We start from the raw sequence: 19,502 nt of genomic DNA on the forward strand, positions 1-19,502 counted from the left end.
GCGGCATATTCACGACGGGTACAGTGCGGAGACCAGCAGAACTCAGGGTGAGGCCCCCGCACGTGTTGACGCAGACCACCTCCCGCCTGCTCGAACCGAGCGACCTGGACGCCGCGCTCGCCGTCCTCGACCGCGAGCCGGTCGCCAACGCCTTCGTGACCGCACGGGTGCAGATCGCCGGCCTCGACCCGTGGCGCCTCGGCGGCGAGATGTGGGGCTGGTACGAGGACGGCATACTCACCTCCCTCTGCTACGCGGGCGCCAACCTCGTTCCCGTCTGCGCCACCCCGCGCGCCGTGCGCGCCTTCGCCGACCGCGCCCGGCGGGCCGGCCGCCGCTGCTCCTCGATCGTCGGTCCCGCCGAGTCCACCGCCCTGCTGTGGCGGCTCCTCGAACCGGGCTGGGGCCCCGCCCGCGAGGTCCGCGCCCGCCAGCCCCTCATGGTCACCGACCGCCTCCCCGCAGGCATCGCCCCCGACCCCTACGTCCGCCGCGTCCGCAAGGACGAGATGGAGCGGATCATGCCGGCCTGCATCGCGATGTTCACCGAGGAGGTCGGCGTCTCCCCGCTGGCCGGCGACGGCGGCCTGCTCTACCAGGCCCGGGTCGCCGAACTCGTCGGCTCCGGCCGCTCCTTCGCCCGCTTCGACAGCGACGGCAAGGTCGTCTTCAAGGCCGAGATCGGCGCCGCCACCGACCGCGCCTGCCAGATCCAGGGCGTGTGGGTGGCCCCCGAGTACCGGGGGAGGGGCCTCGCCGCCCCGGGCATGGCCGCCGTCCTGCGCTACGCCCTCGCCGACGTCGCCCCCGTGGTGAGCCTGTACGTCAACGACTTCAACACCCCGGCCCGGCGGACGTACCGGCGGGTGGGTTTCCGGGAGACCGGCTCCTTCATGAGCGTCCTGTTCTGACCCGGCGCGACCACCCGGCGCACGACCGCGTCCCCCCTGTAGGCTCCCCGCCATGGACCTCGTCATCGGCCCCCTGGACCTGTCGGCCCACGTCGACGAGGCCCTTGCCGTCCAAGCCGCCGCCTTCGGCCTCGGCCGCGACGAGGTGGCCGTCCGCCGGCAGATCGTCCTGCGCCACATGACCTGTCCCGGCGCCCGCGCCCTCGGCGCCACCACCCCCGCGGGAGACCTCGTCGGCTTCGTCTACGGCATGCCCAACGACCGCTCCCAGTGGTGGTCCACCGTCGTCGAGCCCTATCTGCGCGCCCAGGGCAACGACGCCTGGCTAGACGACTCCTTCGTCATCACCGAACTCCACGTCCACCCGGCCCACCAGAACCGCGGCGCGGGCCGCTCCCTGATCACCACCCTCACCGACGCCGCCGCCGAACCCCGCTCGATCCTCTCCGCGATCGACACCGAGAGCCCCGCCCGCGGCCTCTACCGCTCCCTCGGCTACACCGACCTCGCCCGCCAGGTCCTCTTCCCCAGCGCACCCCGGCCGTACGCCGTGATGGGCGCGCACCTTCCGCTGCGCAGGCCGTAACCGATTTCCGCCGCGCCGGACCACCCGGCTAACCTCCTAGCACCACCCTTACGCAGCAGGAGACACGAGAACCATGGCCAACGCACCGGTCCAGCGCATGTCGAAGTTGATGGCGAAGACGCTGCGCGACGACCCGGCGGACGCCGAGGTCCTCAGCCACAAGCTGCTGGTCCGCGCCGGGTACGTGCGCCGCACCGCCGCCGGCCTGTGGAGCTGGCTGCCGCTCGGCAAGAAGGTCCTCGGCAACATCGAGCGCATCGTCCGCGAGGAGATGGACGCCATCGGCGCCCAGGAGGTGCAGCTCCCCGCCCTGCTGCCGCGCGAGCCCTACGAGGCCACCGGCCGCTGGGAGGAGTACGGCCCCGAACTCTTCCGCCTCCAGGACCGCAAGGGCGCCGACTACCTCCTCGGCCCCACCCACGAGGAGATCTTCACCCTCCTCGTCAAGGACCAGGCGTCCTCCTACAAGGACCTGCCGGTCATCCTCTACCAGATCCAGAACAAGTACCGCGACGAGGCCCGCCCCCGGGCCGGCATCCTGCGCGGCCGCGAGTTCCTGATGAAGGACTCCTACTCCTTCGACGTCGCCGACGAGGGCCTCGCCGAGTCCTACGCCCTGCACCGCGCCGCCTACCAGCGCATCTTCGAGCGCCTCGGCCTCGACTACCGCATCTGCGCGGCCACCGCCGGCGCCATGGGCGGCTCCAAGTCCGAGGAGTTCCTGGCGCCCGCCGAGGCCGGCGAGGACACCTTCGCCGACTGCCCGAACTGCGACTTCGCCGCCAACACCGAGGCGATCACCTACACCCTGACGCCCGTGGACGCGACGGACGTCCCCGCCGCCGAGGACATCCCCACCCCCGACACCCCCACCATCGAGACCCTGGCCGCCTCCCTCGGCGTCCCGGCCTCCGCCACCCTGAAGAACCTCCTCGTCAAGGTCGACGGCGAGATCGTCGCCGTGGGCGTCCCCGGCGACCGCGAGGTCGACATGGACAAGGTCGAGGCCCACTTCGCCCCGGCCGCCGTCGAACTGGTCACCGCCGAGGACTTCGTCGGCCGCCCCGACCTGGTCCGCGGCTACGTCGGCCCGCAGGGCCTGGGCGAGAAGGTGAAGTACATCGCCGACCCCCGCGTGGCCCCCGGCACCGCCTGGATCACGGGCGCCAACAAGGAGCACACGCACGCCAGGAACGTCGTCGCCGGCCGCGACTTCGAGGTCGACGAGTACGTCGACGTCGTCGTCGTCCGCGAAGGCGACCCCTGCCCCAAGTGCGGCACCGGCCTCAAGCTGGACCGCGCCATCGAGATCGGCCACATCTTCCAGCTCGGCCGCAAGTACACCGACGCCCTCAAGCTCGACGTCCTCGGCCAGAACGGCAAGCCGGCCCGCGTCACCATGGGCTCCTACGGCATCGGCGTCTCCCGCGCCGTGGCCGCCCTCGCCGAGCAGCACGCCGACGAGAAGGGCCTCGTCTGGCCCGAGGAGGTCGCCCCGGCCGACGTCCACGTCGTCGCCGCCGGCAAGGCCCTGCAGACCGAGCTGGCCCTCGAGGTCTCCGACAAGCTGGCCGCCGCCGGCGTCCGCGTCCTGGTGGACGACCGCGCCGGCGTCTCCCCGGGCGTCAAGTTCACCGACGCCGAACTCATCGGCGTCCCGCAGATCCTGGTCGCCGGCCGCCGCTCCGCCGAGGGCGTGGTCGAGCTGAAGGACCGCCGCACCGGCGAACGCGAGGAACTGACCGTCGACGAGGCCCTCACCCGCCTCACCAGCTGACCACCGCAGAATGATGCCCGCCCCCGGAGCCCGGGGGCGGGCATCGCTCTGCGGAAGAAGGGAGCGGACGGGCAGCCGCGTACGGCGGGGAGGGGGTGTGCCGGGGGGTGTCCGCCCGCAGCGGTCGGCGCGTCGACGCCGGTACTTCTGCGGCCGGCCGATTCCGCGCCGTTCCGAGGACGGACACCCCCGGCGTGCCCACGCACCACAACACCACGCACCACAACACCACGCACCGCGCTACGCGCACCCCCACCTCACCCGCACAGGCCGCCGCAGGCACCCCGCCCAAGCGCCGCACGGCAACCCGTGCCGCACGGCACCCCTCACAGCCAGCCGGCGAACTCCAGCAGCAGCTCCGCGTCCCGTTCGCGCCCGACCCGGTGCGCCCGTACGCCCGACTCCACCGCCCGGAACAGCGTCCACCCCCGCAGCCGCTCCTGGTCGACCTCCAGCGACTCCGCGAGCCGCTTCACCCGCCGCCGGGTCGTCGCGGCGCCCGACGGCTGCGCGATCAGGTCCTCCACCCGGTCCCGCACCAGCCGCGCCAGGTCGAAGGCGCTCTCGCCGACCACCGGGTCCGGCCCCACCGCCAGCCACGGCATCCGGTCCCCGGCGAGCACCTTGCTCTGCCGGAACGTTCCGTGCAGCAGCCGCTGCTCCGGCGGCGCGGCCAGCAGGTCCTCGCGGGCCGCGAGCGCCGCGTCCACCAGCGGGGCCACCGCGGGCTCGGCCGCGGCGACCGCCCGCATGGCCTCGGCCTGCCGCCCGGTCCGCTCGGCCACGGTCTCGAAGGGATGACCGGCGGGCGGCTCCACCCACAGCCGGCGCAGCGTGCCCGCGGCCTCCAGCAGCGCCTTCGACTCGGGCAGCGACCGCACCGAGACGTCGGGATGCAGCCGCTCCAGCAGCAGCGCGCCCTCGGGGGTCTCCCCGTCCAGGAGCCGTACGGCACCGAACCCGTCCCACCGGGCGAGCGCGGCCCGCTCGCTCTGAGGCCGGGCCCGGCGCGGGGCCAGCTTGAGCACCGCGGGAGTCCCGTCGGCCGTCCGCACCAGGACCACCAGACTGCTGCGCCCGCCGGGCACCTGCACCCGCTCGACGGTCGCCCCGCACAGCGCCACGGCCTGCCGTGCCGTCTCCGGCAGCGTCGCCAGCCAGTCGTCACCGTCCGGTGCCGTCTCACCGAGTGCCCTGACCAGGCGCCGCGGCGGTTCGAATGCCATGCGCGAGCCGTTCCCTTCCCGTACGGTCCCTGCCGTACGCGCGTTACGCGGTCGGTGACGCCGAGGCCGGCGGGGTGCCGGCCCGTTCGGCGAGCCCAGGGAAGGCTACGCTGCCGCCCCGCCAGCGCACGGCCCGGACCGCCGCCTCCCGCAGCGCTTCGGCCGCCGTCGTCCGCAGGCCGCCCTCGGCCGCCCGCACCAGGTCGGAGTAGACCCCCGCCACCCTGTCCTCCAGTTCGGCCGCCAGCCGCACCGCCGCGGCCGCGTCCGGCACGGCGAAGGGCAGCGCGTACCCGGCCTCCGACGCGACCGGACTGCCGCCCTCGTCGCGCACCGCACGCGCCAGCGCGTCCCGCCGGGCCCGGTGCGCGTCGTACGCCGTGCGGGCCTCCGGGCGCCGGTCCTCACCGATCCGCCCGCCGACGACGCCGTACCCGTACACCGCCGCGTGCTCGGCGGCCAGCGCCGCCTGGAGGGCGCCCAGCCTCCGGTCCTTCGCCGCGTCCCTCGCCGTGTCCTTCGCCCCGCTCATCCGTGACCCTCCGTCAGCAGAAACACGTGCGCCGCCCCGGCCGCCGCCACCGAGGCGAGCAGCCGCGCGGGCTCCCCCGGCACCTGGAGCAGCGCCGCCGCCCGACGGGCGGTCAGCTCCCGCTCTGCGGCGGCCAGTCCGGCCAGCGCCGCCTTCTCGTCCCCGGGCACCGCACCGGAGGCGTCCCCCGGCCCGGCGGCCCGCGCCGACGCCGACCCCGACGCCGATGCCGGCGGCGAACCCGCCCCGCCGAACGCCTCCGCGTGCCGGACGACCTCGTCCCGCAGCGGCCGCAGCCGCCCGGCGAGCCCCGGATGCGCGGCGATCACCGCGTCGTACCGCGCGGCCAGCCCCGCGCTGTCACGTGCCGCCCGCGCGCGCACCCGCTCGACGGCCGCCGGAGCGCCGCCCGAGGTGCCGGTCCCCGGGCCGCCGGAGCAACCGGAGACGAGGGCGGCCCCGGCGGCCGAGGCGAGCAGCAGACTTCTTCGGCGCGGCCCCGAGGGCACGCGAGGGGCGGAGGGGAACGACACGGCAGACGTCCTCGGCAGACTCGTACGGAAGCGACGGGTGAGCGAGGGCGCGCGGCTCGAGGAGCGGTGACCAGCGGCGCGGCACGCCCGTGATCACGGTACCTGGGCCGCCGCCGGGCACCACCCGGCGGCACCGCCCGGTGGCGCCCGGCGGGCCGGGTGGACGGCAACACCCCTTGGGACCGGATACCCTTTGACCAGACACGCGCACCGTCCCACAACAGCACACGCGGCCGAGGAGTCACCCGGATGAGCACCACCCAGAGCGAGAGGCTGCGAGAGCTGCTGGAACCGCTCGTCACCTCCCAGGGTCTGGACCTCGAAGAGATCGCCGTGGAAACGGTCGGACGCAAGCGTGTGCTGCGTGTCGTCGTCGACTCCGACTCCGGTGCGGACCTCGACCGGATCGCCGATGTGAGCCGTGCGCTCTCGGCGAAGCTCGACGAGAGCGACGCGATGGGCGACGCCGAGTACACCCTCGAGGTCGGCACCCCGGGCGCGGAGCGCTCCCTCACTGAGCACCGCCACTACGTGCGGGCCGTGGGCCGCCTGGTGCGGTTCCAGCTCCACGAGGGCGGCGAACTGACCGCCCGCATCCTCGGTGCGGACGAGGACGGACTCGACCTCGAAGTACCCGGTGTGAAGGGCCGCAGGGCCACCACCCGCAGACTCGCCTTCGGTGACATCGACAGGGCACGCGTCCAGGTCGAGTTCAACCGCAAGGACAAGCAGGACAGGCAGGATCAGACGGACATGACGGAAGAGGAGGAGGCGTAGCCGTGGACATCGACATGAGCGCCCTGCGGGGCTTGGTCAGGGAGAAGGAGATCTCCTTCGACCTGCTGGTCAAGGCGATCGAGTCGGCCCTCCTCATCGCCTATCACCGCACCGAGGGAAGCCGCCGGCACGCGCGCGTGGAGCTCGACCGGGAGACCGGACACGTGACCGTGTGGGCGAAGGAGGACCCCGCCGACCTCGAAGAGGGCCAGCAGGCCCGCGAGTTCGACGACACCCCGTCCGACTTCGGCCGCATCGCCGCCACCACCGCCAAGCAGGTCATCCTGCAGCGGCTGCGCGACGCCGAGGACGACGCGACGCTCGGCGAGTACGCCGGACGTGAGGGCGACATCGTCACCGGTGTGGTCCAGCAGGGCCGCGACCCGAAGAACGTGCTCGTGGACATCGGCAAGCTGGAGGCCATCCTGCCGGTGCAGGAGCAGGTCCCCGGCGAGTCCTACCCGCACGGCACGCGGCTGCGCAGCTACGTCGTCCGGGTGGCGAAGGGCGTGCGCGGTCCGTCCGTGACGCTGTCGCGCACGCACCCCGGCCTGGTGAAGAAGCTCTTCGCCCTGGAGGTGCCGGAGATCGCCGACGGGTCCGTCGAGATCGCCGCGATCGCCCGCGAGGCCGGCCACCGCACGAAGATCGCCGTACGTTCCACCCGCTCCGGCCTGAACGCCAAGGGCGCCTGCATCGGCCCGATGGGCGGCCGGGTGCGCAATGTCATGGCCGAGCTGAACGGCGAGAAGATCGACATCGTCGACTGGTCGGACGACCCGGCCGAGATGGTGGCGAACGCCCTCTCCCCGGCCCGCGTCTCCAAGGTCGAGGTCGTGGACCTGGCGGCCCGCTCCGCGAGGGTGATCGTGCCCGACTACCAGCTGTCCCTGGCGATCGGCAAGGAAGGCCAGAACGCCCGGCTCGCCGCCCGGCTGACCGGCTGGCGGATCGACATCCGGCCCGACACCGAGCAGCCGTCCGGGCAGTAGGCGGACGGCCGCGGGGAATAGTTCCAAGCCGCACGGCGCTGAGATCACGACAGCTTCGCCTGCGGCACGTGTTCGATTCTTGCCCCAAAGGGGTGAGGTCGGTCCGGGGAGGTAGACTTAGGAAGTGTCTGGCCGGACACCTACCGGAGCACGCCCTGAACGCACCTGCGTGGGGTGCCGGGAGCGAGCGGTCAAGAGTGCGCTGCTGCGCACCGTGGTGGTCGAGGGTGCATGCACCCCCGATCCACGCGGTACGCTGCCCGGCCGGGGTGCGTATGTGCACCCCGTGCCGGTCTGTGTCGACCAGGCAGTGCGCCGCAAGGCGTTCCCGCGGGCGCTCCGCGTCCCGGGTCCGCTCGACGTAAAGGCGTTGCGCCACTACGTCGAGCACGCACAAGGTTGCTGACGGCACCACGTGAGCAACGTTGGCAAGGAAGACGTGCCGCACGGAACCTCCCGTGCGGTCTGGTACCTCGCGAGTCGAAAGCAGGTCGAGATTGCGATGAGCACTCGATGAGTACGCGATGAGTACGCCCATGAACTAGCGACGGTCCGGACGCAACCCGGACCTCAGAGGAGCGAAGTGGCTAAGGTCCGGGTATACGAACTCGCCAAGGAGTTCGGTGTCGAGAGCAAGGTCGTCATGGCCAAGCTCCAGGAACTCGGTGAGTTCGTCCGTTCGGCGTCTTCGACGATCGAAGCGCCCGTAGTACGCAAGCTGACAGACGCCTTCCAGCAGGGCGGTGGCAACGGCAGGTCCGCGAAGCCCGCCCCCCGCAAGGCGACCCCCAGGCCCGCAGCGCCCGCCCCGGCGCAGCCCGCGGGTCCCTCCGGCGCCGGTCAGGCCGCCGGAGACCGTCCGGCCGCGCCGCGTCCGGCCGCCCCCAAGCCCGCGGCCGCGCAGCAGCCCGAGGCTCCGTCGGCGCCCGCGCCGGCCGCTCCGGGCCCGCGTCCGACGCCGGGTCCCAGGCCCGCCCCGCGTCCGGCTCCGGCCGCGCCGGAGTTCACCGCTCCGCCGGCGGCCCCCGCCGCCCCGGCGCCGTCCGGTCCCAAGCCCGGCGCGCGTCCCGGTGCCCCGAAGCCCGGCGGTCGTCCCGCCGGTCCCGGTCAGGACCGCGGCCAGCAGGGCGGCCAGGGCCGTCCCGCCGGTCAGCGTCCCGGCGCCCCGGCACAGCGTCCCGGCGGCCGCCCCGGCGGTCCCCGCCCGGGCAACAACCCCTTCACCTCCGGCGGCAACGCCGGCATGGCGCGTCCGCAGGCCCCCCGTCCGCAGGGCGCCCCGCGTCCCGGCGGCCCTGGTGCCCCCGGCGCCGGCCCCCGTCCGCAGGCTCCCGGCCAGGGCGGCGGTCCCCGTCCCCAGGCTCCGGGCGGCAACCGTCCGACCCCGGGCTCGATGCCGCGTCCGCAGGGCGGTGGCGCAGGCCCCCGTCCCGGCGGCGGCCCGCGTCCGAACCCCGGCATGATGCCGCAGCGTCCCGCTGCCGGCCCGCGTCCCGGCCCCGGTGGCGGCGGTCGCGGTCCCGGCGGTGCCGGTCGTCCCGGCGGTGCCGGTCGTCCGGGCGGCGGCGGCTTCGCCGGCCGTCCGGCCGGTCCCGGCGGCGGCGGTCGTCCCGGTGGCGGCGGCGGCTTCGCCGGCCGTCCCGGCGGTGGCGGCGGCTTCGGCGGCGGCGGTGGCCGTCCCGGCTTCGGCGGGCGTCCCGGCGGTCCCGGTGGCCGTGGTGGCACGCAGGGCGCCTTCGGCCGTCCCGGCGGTCCCGCGCGTCGCGGTCGCAAGTCGAAGCGGCAGAGGCGCCAGGAGTACGAGGCCATGCAGGCCCCGTCGGTCGGCGGCGTGATGCTGCCCCGCGGCAACGGCGAGACCATTCGCCTGTCGCGCGGTGCGTCGCTCACCGACTTCGCGGAGAAGATCAACGCCAACCCGGCGTCGCTCGTCGCGGTCATGATGAACCTCGGCGAGATGGTCACCGCGACCCAGTCCGTCTCCGACGAGACGCTCCAGCTCCTCGCCGACGAGATGAACTACACGGTTCAGATCGTCAGCCCGGAGGAGGAGGACCGCGAGCTGCTCGAGTCCTTCGACCTGGAGTTCGGCGAGGACGAGGGCTCCGAGGAGGACCTGGTCGTCCGTCCGCCGGTCGTGACCGTCATGGGCCACGTCGACCACGGCAAGACCCGACTGCTCGACGCCATCCGCAAGACGAACGTCATCGCGGGCGAGGCCGGCGGCATCACCCAGCACATCGGTGCCTACCAGGTCGCGACCGAGGTCAACGACGAAGAGCGCAAGATCACGTTCATCGACACCCCGGGTCACGAGGCGTTCACCGCCATGCGTGCCCGTGGTGCCCGGTCGACGGACATCGCGATCCTCGTCGTCGCGGCCAACGACGGCGTCATGCCGCAGACGGTCGAGGCGCTCAACCACGCCAAGGCCGCCGAGGTCCCGATCGTCGTCGCGGTCAACAAGATCGACGTCGAGGGCGCCGACCCGACCAAGGTGCGCGGTCAGCTGACCGAGTACGGCCTGGTGGCCGAGGAGTACGGCGGCGACACCATGTTCGTCGACATCTCCGCCAAGCAGGGTCTGCACATCGACTCGCTGCTGGAGGCCGTGATCCTCACGGCCGACGCCTCGCTCGACCTGCGGGCCAACCCGAACCAGGACGCGCAGGGCATCTCGATCGAGTCCCGTCTCGACCGCGGCCGCGGTGCCGTGGCGACGGTCCTCGTCCAGCGAGGCACCCTGCGGGTCGGCGACACGATGGTGGTGGGCGACGCCTACGGCCGCGTCCGCGCCATGCTCGACGACAACGGCAACAACGTCGCCGAGGCCGGTCCCTCGACGCCGGTCCAGGTCCTCGGCCTGACCAACGTCCCGGGCGCCGGTGACAACTTCATCGTGGTCGAGGAGGACCGTACGGCCCGCCAGATCGCGGAGAAGCGCGCCGCCCGCGAGCGCAACGCCGCGTTCGCCAAGCGCACGCGCCGCGTGTCGCTGGAGGACCTGGACAAGGTGCTCAAGGCCGGCGAGGTCCAGCAGCTGAACCTGATCATCAAGGGTGACGCCTCCGGTTCGGTCGAGGCCCTCGAGTCCTCGCTGCTCCAGCTGGACGTCGGCGAAGAGGTCGACATCCGCGTCCTGCACCGCGGCGTCGGTGCGGTCACGGAGTCCGACATCGACCTGGCGATGGGCTCCGACGCCATCGTGATCGGCTTCAACGTGCGCGCCGCCGGGCGTGCCGCGCAGATGGCCGAGCGCGAGGGTGTGGACGTCCGGTACTACTCGGTCATCTACCAGGCGATCGAGGAGATCGAGGCGGCCCTCAAGGGCATGCTCAAGCCGGAGTACGAAGAGGTCGAGCTGGGTACGGCGGAGATCCGCGAGGTCTTCCGCTCGTCCAAGCTGGGCAACATCGCGGGTGTGCTCATCCGCTCCGGCGAGGTCAAGCGCAACACCAAGGCGCGCCTCATCCGCGACGGCAAGGTCATCGCGGAGAACCTCAACATCGAGGGTCTGCGTCGCTTCAAGGACGACGTCACCGAGATCCGCGAAGGCTTCGAGGGCGGTATCAACCTCGGAAACTTCAACGACATCAAGGTCGACGACGTCATCGCGACGTACGAGATGCGCGAGAAGCCGCGGGCGTAACAGCCCCGTCTTCCTCAGACGGTGCGGTCCGGGGCCGGTCGGCGGAGAGCAATATCCGTCGATCGGCCCCGGCCGTTCGTTGTACGGTTCTGGTGACCCCGCCCGTGGACGGCGGGGCCATCGATCCCGGACCGGCGGGTGAACCGGTTGCACATGTATGTGGGGACGCTGTCCTTCGACCTGCTCCTCGGCGACGTACATTCGCTGAAGGAGAAGCGCTCCGTCGTCCGCCCGATCGTCGCCGAACTCCAGCGGAAGTACGCGGTGAGCGCGGCCGAGGTGGAGCACATGAACCTCCACCGGCGGGCCGTCATCGGCCTGGCCATGGTGTCCGGTGACGCCGGGCACCTGTCCGACGTGCTCGACCGGTGCGAACGGCTGGTGGCCGGCCGCCCCGAAGTGGAGCTGCTGTCCGTCAGGCGGCGCCTGCACGGCGACGACGACTGACCAGAAGATACGCAGAAGAAGAAAGAACGGGAGACGGACCAGTGGCCGACAACGCGCGGGCGAAAAGGCTGGCGGACCTCATCCGAGAGGTGGTGGCCCAGAAGCTGCAGCGTGGGATCAAGGACCCGCGGCTCGGCTCGCACGTCACCATCACGGACACCCGGGTCACGGGTGACCTGCGGGAGGCGACCGTCTTCTACACGGTGTACGGGGACGACGAGGAGCGCGCGGCCGCCGCCGCCGGACTGGAGAGCGCCAGGGGCATCCTGCGCTCCGAGGTCGGCAAGGCGGCCGGTGTGAAGTTCACACCGACCCTGACCTTCGTCATGGACGCCCTCCCGGACACCGCCCGGAACATCGAGGACCTCCTCGACAAGGCGCGGCAGTCCGACGCGAAGGTGCGCGAGGTGTCCGCGGGCGCCTCGTACGCCGGTGACGCGGACCCGTACAGGAAGCCGGGCTCCGAGGACGACGAGACGGACGACACCGCCGAATGACCGACAAGCACATCACGCCCGACGGCCTTGTCATCGTCGACAAGCCGTCGGGCTTCACCTCGCACGACGTCGTCGCCAAGATGCGGGGCATCGCCCGCACCCGGCGCGTCGGGCACGCCGGCACGCTCGACCCGATGGCGACGGGCGTCCTGGTCCTCGGCGTGGAGCGGGCCACCAAGCTCCTCGGGCACCTCGCCCTCACCGAGAAGGAGTACCTGGGCACCATCAGGCTCGGGCAGACGACGCTGACGGACGACGCCGAGGGCGAGATCACGAGGTCGCAGGACGCCTCGAAGGTCACCCGGGAGGCGATCGACGCCGGCGTCGCCGAGCTGACCGGCGAGATCATGCAGGTGCCCTCCAAGGTCAGCGCCATCAAGATCAACGGCGTGCGCTCCTACAAGCGGGCGCGCGAGGGCGAGGAGTTCGAGATCCCCGCCCGGCCCGTCACCGTCTCCTCCTTCGCGGTGTACGACGTCCGGGACGCCGTCGCCGAGGACGGCACCCCGGTGCTGGACCTGGTGGTCTCGGTGGTCTGCTCGTCGGGCACCTACATCCGCGCGCTCGCCCGCGACCTCGGCGCCGGCCTCGGCGTCGGCGGCCACCTCACGGCGCTGCGCCGCACCCGCGTCGGCCCGTACAAGCTGGACGCGGCGAGGACGCTGGACCAGCTCCAGCAGGACCTCGCCGTCATGCCGGTCGGTGAGGCGGCGGCCGCCGCCTTCCCGCGCTGGGACGTGGACACCAGGCGCGCCCGGCTGCTCCTCAACGGGGTGCGGCTGGAGATGCCCAACACCTACGCGGGCGCCGGCGCCGTGGCGGTCTTCGGTCCCGAGGGCCGTCTGCTCGCCCTCGTGGAGGAACACAAGGGCAAGGCGAAGAGCCTGGCCGTCTTCGGCTGAGCCGACGCTTCGTCAACTCCCGCCCGTGGAGCGGCGGTCACGGGGAACGCCACGCCCGCCGCTCCACGGTCCCCCTCGGTTCCCCCACCTCATAGGGTTGTCCAACTTTCCTCTCCTGTTCACCCGTCCGGGCAGGCGCTCGGAGTGAACCGGGGGAGTGGAAGGGGGCGCGTTCGCGAGGGAACCGTCCCGCCGATCACCACCCGCCTACCGTCGGACGCGGCACGGACGCAGGACGGTGTACGGCGGGGGGTGCGGCGATGACGTCGCGGAACCGGTCCGGGGAAGCGGGCGGCACCCCGCCGCCCTCCGGGGCACCGGAGGACCCCCCGCTCCGTCCCGGTGCGCCGGACGGCTCCCTGGTCTTTTTCACCGATCCGGCGGGCCGCCCCCGGGGCACGGGATTCGCCGCCGACCACCACGGCACGGTGATCACCGGCCACGAGACGGTCGACGGCCTGTCGTCCCTCGTCCTGCGCACCGCCGGGGGCCGGCACCGGGTCGTGACGGCCGCGGAGGTGACCGCCCTGCCGGAGCTCGGCCTGGCGCTCGTCCGCGCCGAGGGCCTCGGACTCGAACCGCTGGCCGTCACGGTGCGGGACCGCCCCGAGGCCGGGACGTACGTCCGGATCGCCGCCGGCTGCTGGCGCGAGGCCAGGCTCCTCGGCACCGCCGACGTCACCTACACGGCCACCGACCGCCTCCACCGCCTCCACGACGTCCTGGAGCTGGCCGTCGGCACGTCCGGGCCAGGACGCGCTGCGGCCGGGCGGCGGCGCGGCCGGCGGACCGGTGCTCGACGCCACCACCGGCGCCGTCCTCGGCGTCCTCGGTACCGCGCTGGCCTCCGGCCACCGCGACGTCGGCTTCGCCGTACCGCTGCGTCCCGTGCCCGGCCCCCTGGCAGCTCTGCTCGCCGAGAACCGGGCGACGGTCCCGGCGTACGGCGTCGACCTCAACCTGGCCGGTGTCCTCGAGCTCACGGCGACCTCTGTGGGGCAGGACGGGCCGTCGCCGAGCGCCCGGAGACCGCCGGGCACGTGGCCGCGTACACCGACCGGCGCCTCGACGAGCAGGGACCCGCCGCCCGCGGCGTACTCCTGCCCCTGGTCACCGGCCTGCTGGACGGCGGACCCGAGCAGGTGCGGGCCGCGCTGGCCGGCGTCCTCGCCGCCGACGGCGCCCCCGGCTCCGGCGCCCTCCGCCGGGAACTGCGCGAACACCTCCTGGCCCACGAGGACGCCCCCATCGTCCTGGAGGCGCTGCTGCGCGCCGCGGCCTCCCGCGGCGGCCCCGGCCGGCGGGACCTCGTGCACCGCACGGCCCGGCTCCTCGTCCGCACCCCCGACGGCGCCGCCCGGCTCGACCGCTGCCTGGTCGACCTGGCCCGCCACCTCCCCGGTTTCGCCGGCGAGGTGACCGGCTGGCTGGCGGAGGCCCCCGAGGAGTGGGCCGCACTGGCGGGCCCGAGCGCGCTCCGCACCGTCGGGAGCCTCGCGGGCGTCCGCGTCCCCGCCTGACCGCGGCCGGGACCCGGCCGCGGATGCGGGGCGCCGGGGTGCGGCCGGTCACAGCACCCATGCCGATGCGGGCGCCCGGCGCACGGCATGGCACCCTTGGACCTGCATCACAGGCTTCGGCTTTGACGAGTGTGCGACAAGGAGCAGACACAGTGCAGCGCTGGCGTGGCTTGGAGGACATCCCCGAGGACTGGGGGCGCAGCGTCGTCACCATCGGCTCCTACGACGGAGTCCACCGCGGACACCAGCTGATCATCAAGCACGCCGTGGACCGCGCCCGCGAGCTGGGCGTCCCCGTCGTCCTCGTCACCTTCGACCCGCACCCCAGCGAGGTCGTCCGCCCCGGCAGCCACCCCCCGCTGCTCGCCCCGCACCACCGCCGCGCCGAGCTCTGCGCCGAGCTGGGTGTGGACGCGGTACTGGTCCTGCCCTTCACGGCGGAGTTCTCGAAGCTGTCCCCGGCCGACTTCGTGGTCAAGGTCCTGGTCGACAAGCTGCACGCCAGGGCGGTCGTCGAGGGCCCCAACTTCCGCTTCGGCCACAGGGCCGCCGGGAACGTCGACTTCCTCACCGAGCAGGGCCGGATCTACGACTTCGAGGTCGAGGTCGTCGACCTGTACGTGTCCGGCGAGGCGGGCGGCGGCGAGCCCTTCTCCTCCACCCTCACCCGCCGCCTGATCGCCGAGGGCGACGTCCAGGGCGCCGCCGAGATCCTGGGCCGCCCGCACCGCGTCGAGGGCGTCGTCGTCCGCGGCGCCCAGCGCGGCCGCGAGCTGGGCTTCCCCACGGCCAACGTGGAGACCCTGCCGCACACCGCGATCCCCGCCGACGGCGTCTACGCCGGCCGGCTGCACGCCCTGGGCGAGGCGATGCCCGCCGCGATCTCCGTCGGCACCAACCCGCAGTTCGAGGGCACCGAGCGCACGGTGGAGGCGTACGCCATCGACCGCGTCGGCCTCGACCTGTACGGGCTGCACGCGGCCGTGGACTTCCTGGCCTTCGTCCGGGGCCAGGCGAGGTTCGAGACGCTGGACGCCCTCCTCGAGCGGATGGCCGAGGACGTCGAGGAGTGCCGCGAGATCATCGCGGCGGACGACGAGCGGGGCTGACCGGCGGATCCGCCTGAGCCCGCGCCCGCGCCCAGTGGCAGGCCACCTGTGCCTGACCGCCGCCGTGGAGGATCTCCGGGTCCCGGGTGCGGCACGCGTCGGCGACGCCCGCGCGGGAAGCCTCCCCGCTCGCCAGGACCTGACAGCGGGCGTGGAAGCGGCAGCCGGCGGGGACACGGGACGGGTCCGGGGGCTCACCGCCGAGGACGACCGGGTCCCCGGGGGCCTCGGGCAGCACGGACAGCAGGGCCCGGGTGTACGGGTGCCGCGGCGCCGTCAGCACCTGCTCGACCGCGCCCGTCTCCACGATCCGTCCCAGATACATCACCGCGACCCGGTCGGCGATGTTCCAGGCCAGTCCGAGGTCGTGGGTCACCACCAGCGCGGACAGCCCGAGTTCGGTGCGCAGCCGCAGCAGCAGCGCGAGGATCTCGCCGCGCACCGAGGCGTCCAGGGAGGCCACCGGCTCGTCGGCGACGAGCAGTTCGGGTTCCAGGACCAGCGCTCCCGCGATGACGACCCGCTGGCGCTGGCCGCCCGACAGCTCGTGCGGGTGGCGCAGGAAGAAACGCTCGGGCGGGCGCAGCCCGGCCCGGGCCAGGGCCCCGGCGACCGCCTCCCGCTCGTCACCGCCGTACCCGTGGATGCGCAGCCCCTCGGCGACGGCGTCGTAGACCGTGTGCCGCGGGTTGAGGGAGCCGCTCGGATCCTGGAGGACCAGCTGGGCGCGTCTGCGGTAGGCCTTCAGCGCGCGCGAGGTGTAGGAGAGCGGGGCCCCGTCGAAGACGACGCGGCCCGAGGCCGGCCGGACCAGGCCGAGCAGGGAGCGGGCCAGGGTCGTCTTGCCGCAGCCGGACTCGCCGACCAGCGCCACGATCTCGCCCGGCCGGACGGCGAGGTCGACCCCGTCCACGGCCCGGGCCGGCGGCGCGCCGTGCCGGCCGGGGAAGGTGACGTGCAGGCCCTCGACGCTCAGCAGCGGCGGCGTGACCGGTGGCGGCGTGGCCGGCGATGGCGAGGCCGGCGATGGCGAGGCCGGTGGCGGCGTGGTCGTCATGCGGTGCGGCTCCTCACGTCTGCTTCCTGCGCGGCCCCCGGCGTCCCCGTGGCCACGTGCACGCACGCCGCGCGCCGGTCCGCGCCCGCCGCGCGCAGCTCCTGGTCGTCGGTGGCGCAGACGTCCAGCGCGACGGGGCAGCGCGGGTGGAAGGCGCAGCCGGACGGCACCGCGGCGGGGTCGGGCGGGTCGCCGGGCAGCCCGCGCGGCGCGAACCGCGAGCGCGGGTCGCCGATCCTCGGGAACGCCTCCGACAGGGCCCTGCCGTAGGGGTGGCGGGCGTCGTCGTGGACCAGTCGCGCCGGGCCCTCCTCGACCACCCGGCCCGCGTACATCACCGCGAGCCGGTCGCAGGTGTCGGCGAGGACGGCGAGATCGTGACTGATCATGATCAGCCCCACGTCCTGCTCGCTCACCAGCTCCTCGATCAGGCGCAGGATCTGGGCCTGGATCATCACGTCGAGCGCGGTGGTCGGCTCGTCGGCGACGATCAGACGCGGATCGCAGGCCAGCGCCATCGCGATCATCACGCGCTGCCGCTGCCCGCCGGACAGCTCGTGCGGGTAGGCGGAGGCGCGCGCCGCCGGCAGACCCACCTGCTCCAGCAGCTCGCCGGCTCTCTTCCGGGCGCCCGCGGGGGTCGCCCCGTGGTGCAGCAGGATCGGTTCGGCGATCTGGTCGCCGACGCGGTGCACGGCGTTGAGGGAGTGCATCGCGCCCTGGAAGACGATCGACGCCCCGGCCCAGCGCACCGCCCGCACCCGGCCCCACTTCATCGTCAGCACGTCCTCCCCGTCGAGGAGGATCTCGCCGCCGACCCGGGTCCCGGCGGGCAGCAGCCGCAGCAGCGCCAGTGCCAGCGTGGACTTGCCGCAGCCGGACTCGCCCGCGATGCCGAGCTTCTCGCCCGCGGCGAGGCTCAGGTCGACCCCGCGTACGGCGGCCGCGCCGCCCGGGTAGGTCACCTCCAGGTCCCGCACGTCGAGCAGGGTCAACGGGCCACCCCCAGCCTGGGGTTGAGGACGGATTCGACCGCACGTCCGCACAGCGTGAACGCCAGCGCGACGGCCGCGATCGCGATGCCCGGCGGCACCAGGTACCACCAGTCGCCGGAGCTGACCGCCCCCGCCTCCCGGGCGTCCTGCAGCAGCCCGCCCCACGACACGACCGAGGGGTCCCCGAGCCCCAGGAACGCCAGGGTGGCCTCGGCGAGGATCGCGGAGGAGATGATCAGGGTGGTCTGGGCGAGGATCAGCGGCATCACGTTCGGCAGCACGTGCCGGGACATGATGTGCCAGTGGCCGCCCCCGAGCGCCTTCGCGCGTTCGATGTACGGCCGTGACTCCACCGCCAGCGTCTGGGCCCGCACCAGCCGCGCGGTCGTCGGCCAGGTGGTGACGCCGATGGCCAGGACGATCGTGCCCAGCGAACGGGACATGACGGTCGCGAGCACGATGGCGAGCACCAGCGTCGGCATCACCAGGAACCAGTCGGTGACGCGCATGGCCACCGTGGCGTACCAGCCGCGGAAGTGCCCGGCGGTGATGCCGATCAGCGCCCCGATGGCCACCGACAGCACGGCCGCGAGCAGCCCCACCAGCAGCGAGACGCGCGACCCCCAGATCAGCAGCCCCAGCAGATCGCGCCCGAACTGGTCGGTGCCCAGCGGGAACCGGCCGCTGGGGCTCTCCATCGGCTGCCCGGGCGCGTCGGTCACGCTCTGCACGTCGGAGCCGACGGTCAGCGGCGCGGTCAGGGCGAGCAGCCCGGACAGCACCAGCGCGGCGAGCCCGAACAGGCCCGCGCGGTGTCGCCGGTACTCCTTCCAGAAACGTGCGGCGAAGGCCCGGCGGCGCCGCCGCGCGAGCGTGCGCGGGCCGGGCGGCGGAGCGGTCTCGGCGGTCATCGGCCCACCCTCGGGTCGAGCAGCGGATACAGGAGGTCGGCCAGGGTGTTCATCAGGATCACCGCCGCGGCGAAGACGAAGAACAGCCCCTGCACCAGCGGCAGATCGGGCACGCTCAACGCCTGGTAGAACAGCCCGCCGAGCCCCGGCCAGGAGAAGACCGTCTCGACGAGGATGACACCGGCGACGGTCCGGCCGAGGTTGACGAAGATCAGGGTCACGGTCGGCAGCAGCGCGTTCGGCACGGCGTGCCGGCGCCGTACGAGGTCGTCCCGCAGGCCCTTGGCGCGCGCCGTGGTCAGATAGTCGCCGCCCATCTCGTCGAGCAGCGCCGACCGGGTGACCAGCAGCGTCTGCCCGTACTCCACCGCGACCAGCGTCACCACCGGCAGGACGAGGTGGTGGGCGACGTCGACGGCGTACGCGAGGCCCTGCTCGCCGCCGGACTCCATGCCCCCGGTCGGGAACAGGCCGGGGACGGGGCCCACGCCGACCGACAGCACGATGATGAGCAGCAGCCCCAGCCAGAAGGAGGGGATGGAGTAGAGCGTCAGCGCCAGCCCCGTGTTGATCCGGTCGGCGGGCCTGCCGTGCCGCCACGCGGAACGGGTGCCGAGGAAGACGCCCAGGGCCGTGTAGAGCACGAAGGCCGTGCCGGTGAGCAGCAGCGTGTTCGGCAGCGCCTCGGTGATCTTGTCGACGACGGGGCCGTGGAACTGGTACGAGGTCCCCAGGTCTCCCGTCAGCGCCTTGCCGCAGTACTGCGTGAACTGCTGCCACACCGGCAGGTCGAGACCGAACTCCCGCCGGTAGGCGGCGATCTGCTCGGCGGACACCGGACGGCCGCCGGTCATGAACCTCACCGGATCGCCCGGGATCAGCCGGAAGAGGAAGAAACTGGTGACGAGGACGGCGAACAGCGAGACGGCCGCACCGGCCAGCCTGCCGGCCACGTACCGCAGATACGCCCCGGCGCCGCCCCGGGACGCGCGCCCCGGCCCGGCCGGTCCGGACTTCACCGGACCGGCCGCGGCCGTGGCCCCGGGCGAGGGGGATGCCGCTTCCGTGGTCATGGGCGGGC

The 19,502-nt window shown here is 73.6% G+C and carries 19 protein-coding genes; 12 read left to right on the plus strand and 7 right to left on the minus strand.

The window, feature by feature from the left end; genetic code table 11:
- Positions 1-62 precede the first annotated feature (62 nt).
- The 3 genes from ACFYOJ_RS23410 to ACFYOJ_RS23420 all read left to right on the plus strand — a co-directional run bounded on the left by ACFYOJ_RS23410 (position 63) and on the right by ACFYOJ_RS23420 (position 3,274).
- Positions 63-911, plus strand: coding sequence for a GNAT family N-acetyltransferase (locus tag ACFYOJ_RS23410; protein ID WP_356553632.1), 849 nt, complete (start codon positions 63-65; stop codon positions 909-911).
- Between the two features lie 52 nt (positions 912-963).
- Positions 964-1,497 carry a GNAT family N-acetyltransferase gene (locus ACFYOJ_RS23415; protein ID WP_356553630.1) on the plus strand — a complete coding sequence of 178 codons (534 nt, stop codon included), beginning with the start codon at positions 964-966 and terminating at the stop codon, positions 1,495-1,497.
- A gap of 73 nt (positions 1,498-1,570) precedes the next feature.
- Complete coding sequence (locus ACFYOJ_RS23420; protein WP_356553628.1) at positions 1,571-3,274, plus strand: proline--tRNA ligase; 1,704 nt, start codon at positions 1,571-1,573, stop codon at positions 3,272-3,274.
- A 326-nt stretch (positions 3,275-3,600) separates the two neighbouring features.
- Here the strand turns inward: ACFYOJ_RS23420 and ACFYOJ_RS23425 are convergent, their stop codons facing one another.
- Genes ACFYOJ_RS23425 through ACFYOJ_RS23435 form a run of 3 tightly spaced genes read right to left on the minus strand, consistent with a single transcriptional unit; the run spans position 3,601 to position 5,565 of the window.
- Positions 3,601-4,500 (minus strand): aminoglycoside phosphotransferase family protein, encoded by a 900-nt coding sequence (locus ACFYOJ_RS23425; protein ID WP_356553626.1) that lies wholly within the window; start codon positions 4,498-4,500, stop codon positions 3,601-3,603.
- Between the two features lie 43 nt (positions 4,501-4,543).
- On the minus strand, positions 4,544-5,032 hold the full coding sequence (locus ACFYOJ_RS23430; protein ID WP_356553624.1) for a ferritin-like domain-containing protein: 489 nt from the start codon (positions 5,030-5,032) through the stop codon (positions 4,544-4,546).
- Positions 5,029-5,565 (minus strand): hypothetical protein, encoded by a 537-nt coding sequence (locus tag ACFYOJ_RS23435; RefSeq protein ID WP_356553623.1) that lies wholly within the window; start codon positions 5,563-5,565, stop codon positions 5,029-5,031. Before ACFYOJ_RS23435 ends, ACFYOJ_RS23430 begins: the two co-directional genes overlap by 4 nt.
- 249 nt (positions 5,566-5,814) lie before the next feature.
- On the opposite strand from ACFYOJ_RS23435, the gene rimP reads away from it, so the two are divergent.
- The 9 genes from rimP to ACFYOJ_RS23480 all read left to right on the plus strand — a co-directional run bounded on the left by rimP (position 5,815) and on the right by ACFYOJ_RS23480 (position 15,458).
- A complete protein-coding gene (rimP, locus tag ACFYOJ_RS23440; RefSeq protein ID WP_356553621.1) occupies positions 5,815-6,342 on the plus strand; it encodes a ribosome maturation factor RimP in 528 nt (175 codons plus the stop codon).
- 2 nt (positions 6,343-6,344) lie between these two features.
- The gene (nusA, locus tag ACFYOJ_RS23445; protein ID WP_356553619.1) at positions 6,345-7,334 is read left to right on the plus strand and encodes a transcription termination factor NusA; all 990 of its coding nucleotides are present in this window, start codon (positions 6,345-6,347) and stop codon (positions 7,332-7,334) included.
- A gap of 124 nt (positions 7,335-7,458) precedes the next feature.
- Positions 7,459-7,740 (plus strand): YlxR family RNase P modulator, encoded by a 282-nt coding sequence (locus tag ACFYOJ_RS23450; RefSeq protein WP_356553617.1) that lies wholly within the window; start codon positions 7,459-7,461, stop codon positions 7,738-7,740.
- A 177-nt stretch (positions 7,741-7,917) separates the two neighbouring features.
- On the plus strand, positions 7,918-10,983 hold the full coding sequence (gene infB / locus ACFYOJ_RS23455) for a translation initiation factor IF-2 (protein WP_356553615.1): 3,066 nt from the start codon (positions 7,918-7,920) through the stop codon (positions 10,981-10,983).
- A gap of 153 nt (positions 10,984-11,136) precedes the next feature.
- Positions 11,137-11,430 (plus strand): DUF503 domain-containing protein, encoded by a 294-nt coding sequence (locus ACFYOJ_RS23460; protein ID WP_356553799.1) that lies wholly within the window; start codon positions 11,137-11,139, stop codon positions 11,428-11,430.
- Positions 11,431-11,471: 41 nt separating this feature from the next.
- Positions 11,472-11,927, plus strand: coding sequence for a 30S ribosome-binding factor RbfA (rbfA, locus tag ACFYOJ_RS23465; protein WP_356553613.1), 456 nt, complete (start codon positions 11,472-11,474; stop codon positions 11,925-11,927).
- Positions 11,924-12,829, plus strand: coding sequence for a tRNA pseudouridine(55) synthase TruB (gene truB / locus ACFYOJ_RS23470; protein ID WP_356553611.1), 906 nt, complete (start codon positions 11,924-11,926; stop codon positions 12,827-12,829). The genes rbfA and truB overlap by 4 nt, the downstream gene beginning before the upstream one ends.
- Positions 12,830-13,089: 260 nt before the next feature.
- Positions 13,090-14,349 carry a hypothetical protein gene (locus ACFYOJ_RS23475; RefSeq protein ID WP_388597708.1) on the plus strand — a complete coding sequence of 420 codons (1,260 nt, stop codon included), beginning with the start codon at positions 13,090-13,092 and terminating at the stop codon, positions 14,347-14,349.
- 152 nt (positions 14,350-14,501) lie between these two features.
- Complete coding sequence (locus ACFYOJ_RS23480) at positions 14,502-15,458, plus strand: bifunctional riboflavin kinase/FAD synthetase (protein ID WP_356553610.1); 957 nt, start codon at positions 14,502-14,504, stop codon at positions 15,456-15,458.
- On the opposite strand, the gene ACFYOJ_RS23485 is transcribed toward ACFYOJ_RS23480, so the two are convergent.
- Genes ACFYOJ_RS23485 through ACFYOJ_RS23500 form a run of 4 tightly spaced genes read right to left on the minus strand, consistent with a single transcriptional unit; the run spans position 15,430 to position 19,494 of the window.
- Positions 15,430-16,515: an ABC transporter ATP-binding protein gene (locus ACFYOJ_RS23485; protein ID WP_356553608.1), complete on the minus strand. Its 1,086-nt coding sequence runs from the start codon at positions 16,513-16,515 to the stop codon at positions 15,430-15,432. The two genes, ACFYOJ_RS23480 and ACFYOJ_RS23485, sit on opposite strands and share 29 nt — an antisense overlap.
- Positions 16,512-17,510: an ABC transporter ATP-binding protein gene (locus ACFYOJ_RS23490; protein WP_356553606.1), complete on the minus strand. Its 999-nt coding sequence runs from the start codon at positions 17,508-17,510 to the stop codon at positions 16,512-16,514. Before ACFYOJ_RS23490 ends, ACFYOJ_RS23485 begins: the two co-directional genes overlap by 4 nt.
- Positions 17,507-18,421, minus strand: coding sequence for an ABC transporter permease (locus ACFYOJ_RS23495; RefSeq protein ID WP_356553604.1), 915 nt, complete (start codon positions 18,419-18,421; stop codon positions 17,507-17,509). Before ACFYOJ_RS23495 ends, ACFYOJ_RS23490 begins: the two co-directional genes overlap by 4 nt.
- Positions 18,418-19,494, minus strand: coding sequence for an ABC transporter permease (locus tag ACFYOJ_RS23500; RefSeq protein WP_356553602.1), 1,077 nt, complete (start codon positions 19,492-19,494; stop codon positions 18,418-18,420). The genes ACFYOJ_RS23495 and ACFYOJ_RS23500 overlap by 4 nt, the downstream gene beginning before the upstream one ends.
- Between the last annotated feature and the right edge of the window lie 8 nt (positions 19,495-19,502).

It is taken from the genome of Streptomyces sp. NPDC006384 (genome assembly GCF_042870695.1).
In the GTDB taxonomy this organism is placed as follows: Bacteria; Actinomycetota; Actinomycetes; order Streptomycetales; family Streptomycetaceae; genus Streptomyces.

Bases quoted from the DNA above. Each gene is read 5' to 3' on its own strand.
- ACFYOJ_RS23415 (WP_356553630.1), top strand. From the start codon at position 964: ATGGACCTCGTCATCGGCCCCCTGGACCTGTCGGCCCACGTCGACGAG.
- ACFYOJ_RS23420 (WP_356553628.1), top strand. From the start codon at position 1,571: ATGGCCAACGCACCGGTCCAGCGCATGTCGAAGTTGATGGCGAAGACG.
- ACFYOJ_RS23425 (WP_356553626.1), bottom strand. From the start codon at position 4,500: ATGGCATTCGAACCGCCGCGGCGCCTGGTCAGGGCACTCGGTGAGACG.
- ACFYOJ_RS23430 (WP_356553624.1), bottom strand. From the start codon at position 5,032: ATGAGCGGGGCGAAGGACACGGCGAGGGACGCGGCGAAGGACCGGAGG.
- rimP (WP_356553621.1), top strand. From the start codon at position 5,815: ATGAGCACCACCCAGAGCGAGAGGCTGCGAGAGCTGCTGGAACCGCTC.
- ACFYOJ_RS23460 (WP_356553799.1), top strand. From the start codon at position 11,137: ATGTATGTGGGGACGCTGTCCTTCGACCTGCTCCTCGGCGACGTACAT.
- truB (WP_356553611.1), top strand. From the start codon at position 11,924: ATGACCGACAAGCACATCACGCCCGACGGCCTTGTCATCGTCGACAAG.
- ACFYOJ_RS23475 (WP_388597708.1), top strand. From the start codon at position 13,090: ATGACGTCGCGGAACCGGTCCGGGGAAGCGGGCGGCACCCCGCCGCCC.
- ACFYOJ_RS23485 (WP_356553608.1), bottom strand. From the start codon at position 16,515: ATGACGACCACGCCGCCACCGGCCTCGCCATCGCCGGCCTCGCCATCG.
- ACFYOJ_RS23495 (WP_356553604.1), bottom strand. From the start codon at position 18,421: ATGACCGCCGAGACCGCTCCGCCGCCCGGCCCGCGCACGCTCGCGCGG.
- ACFYOJ_RS23500 (WP_356553602.1), bottom strand. From the start codon at position 19,494: ATGACCACGGAAGCGGCATCCCCCTCGCCCGGGGCCACGGCCGCGGCC.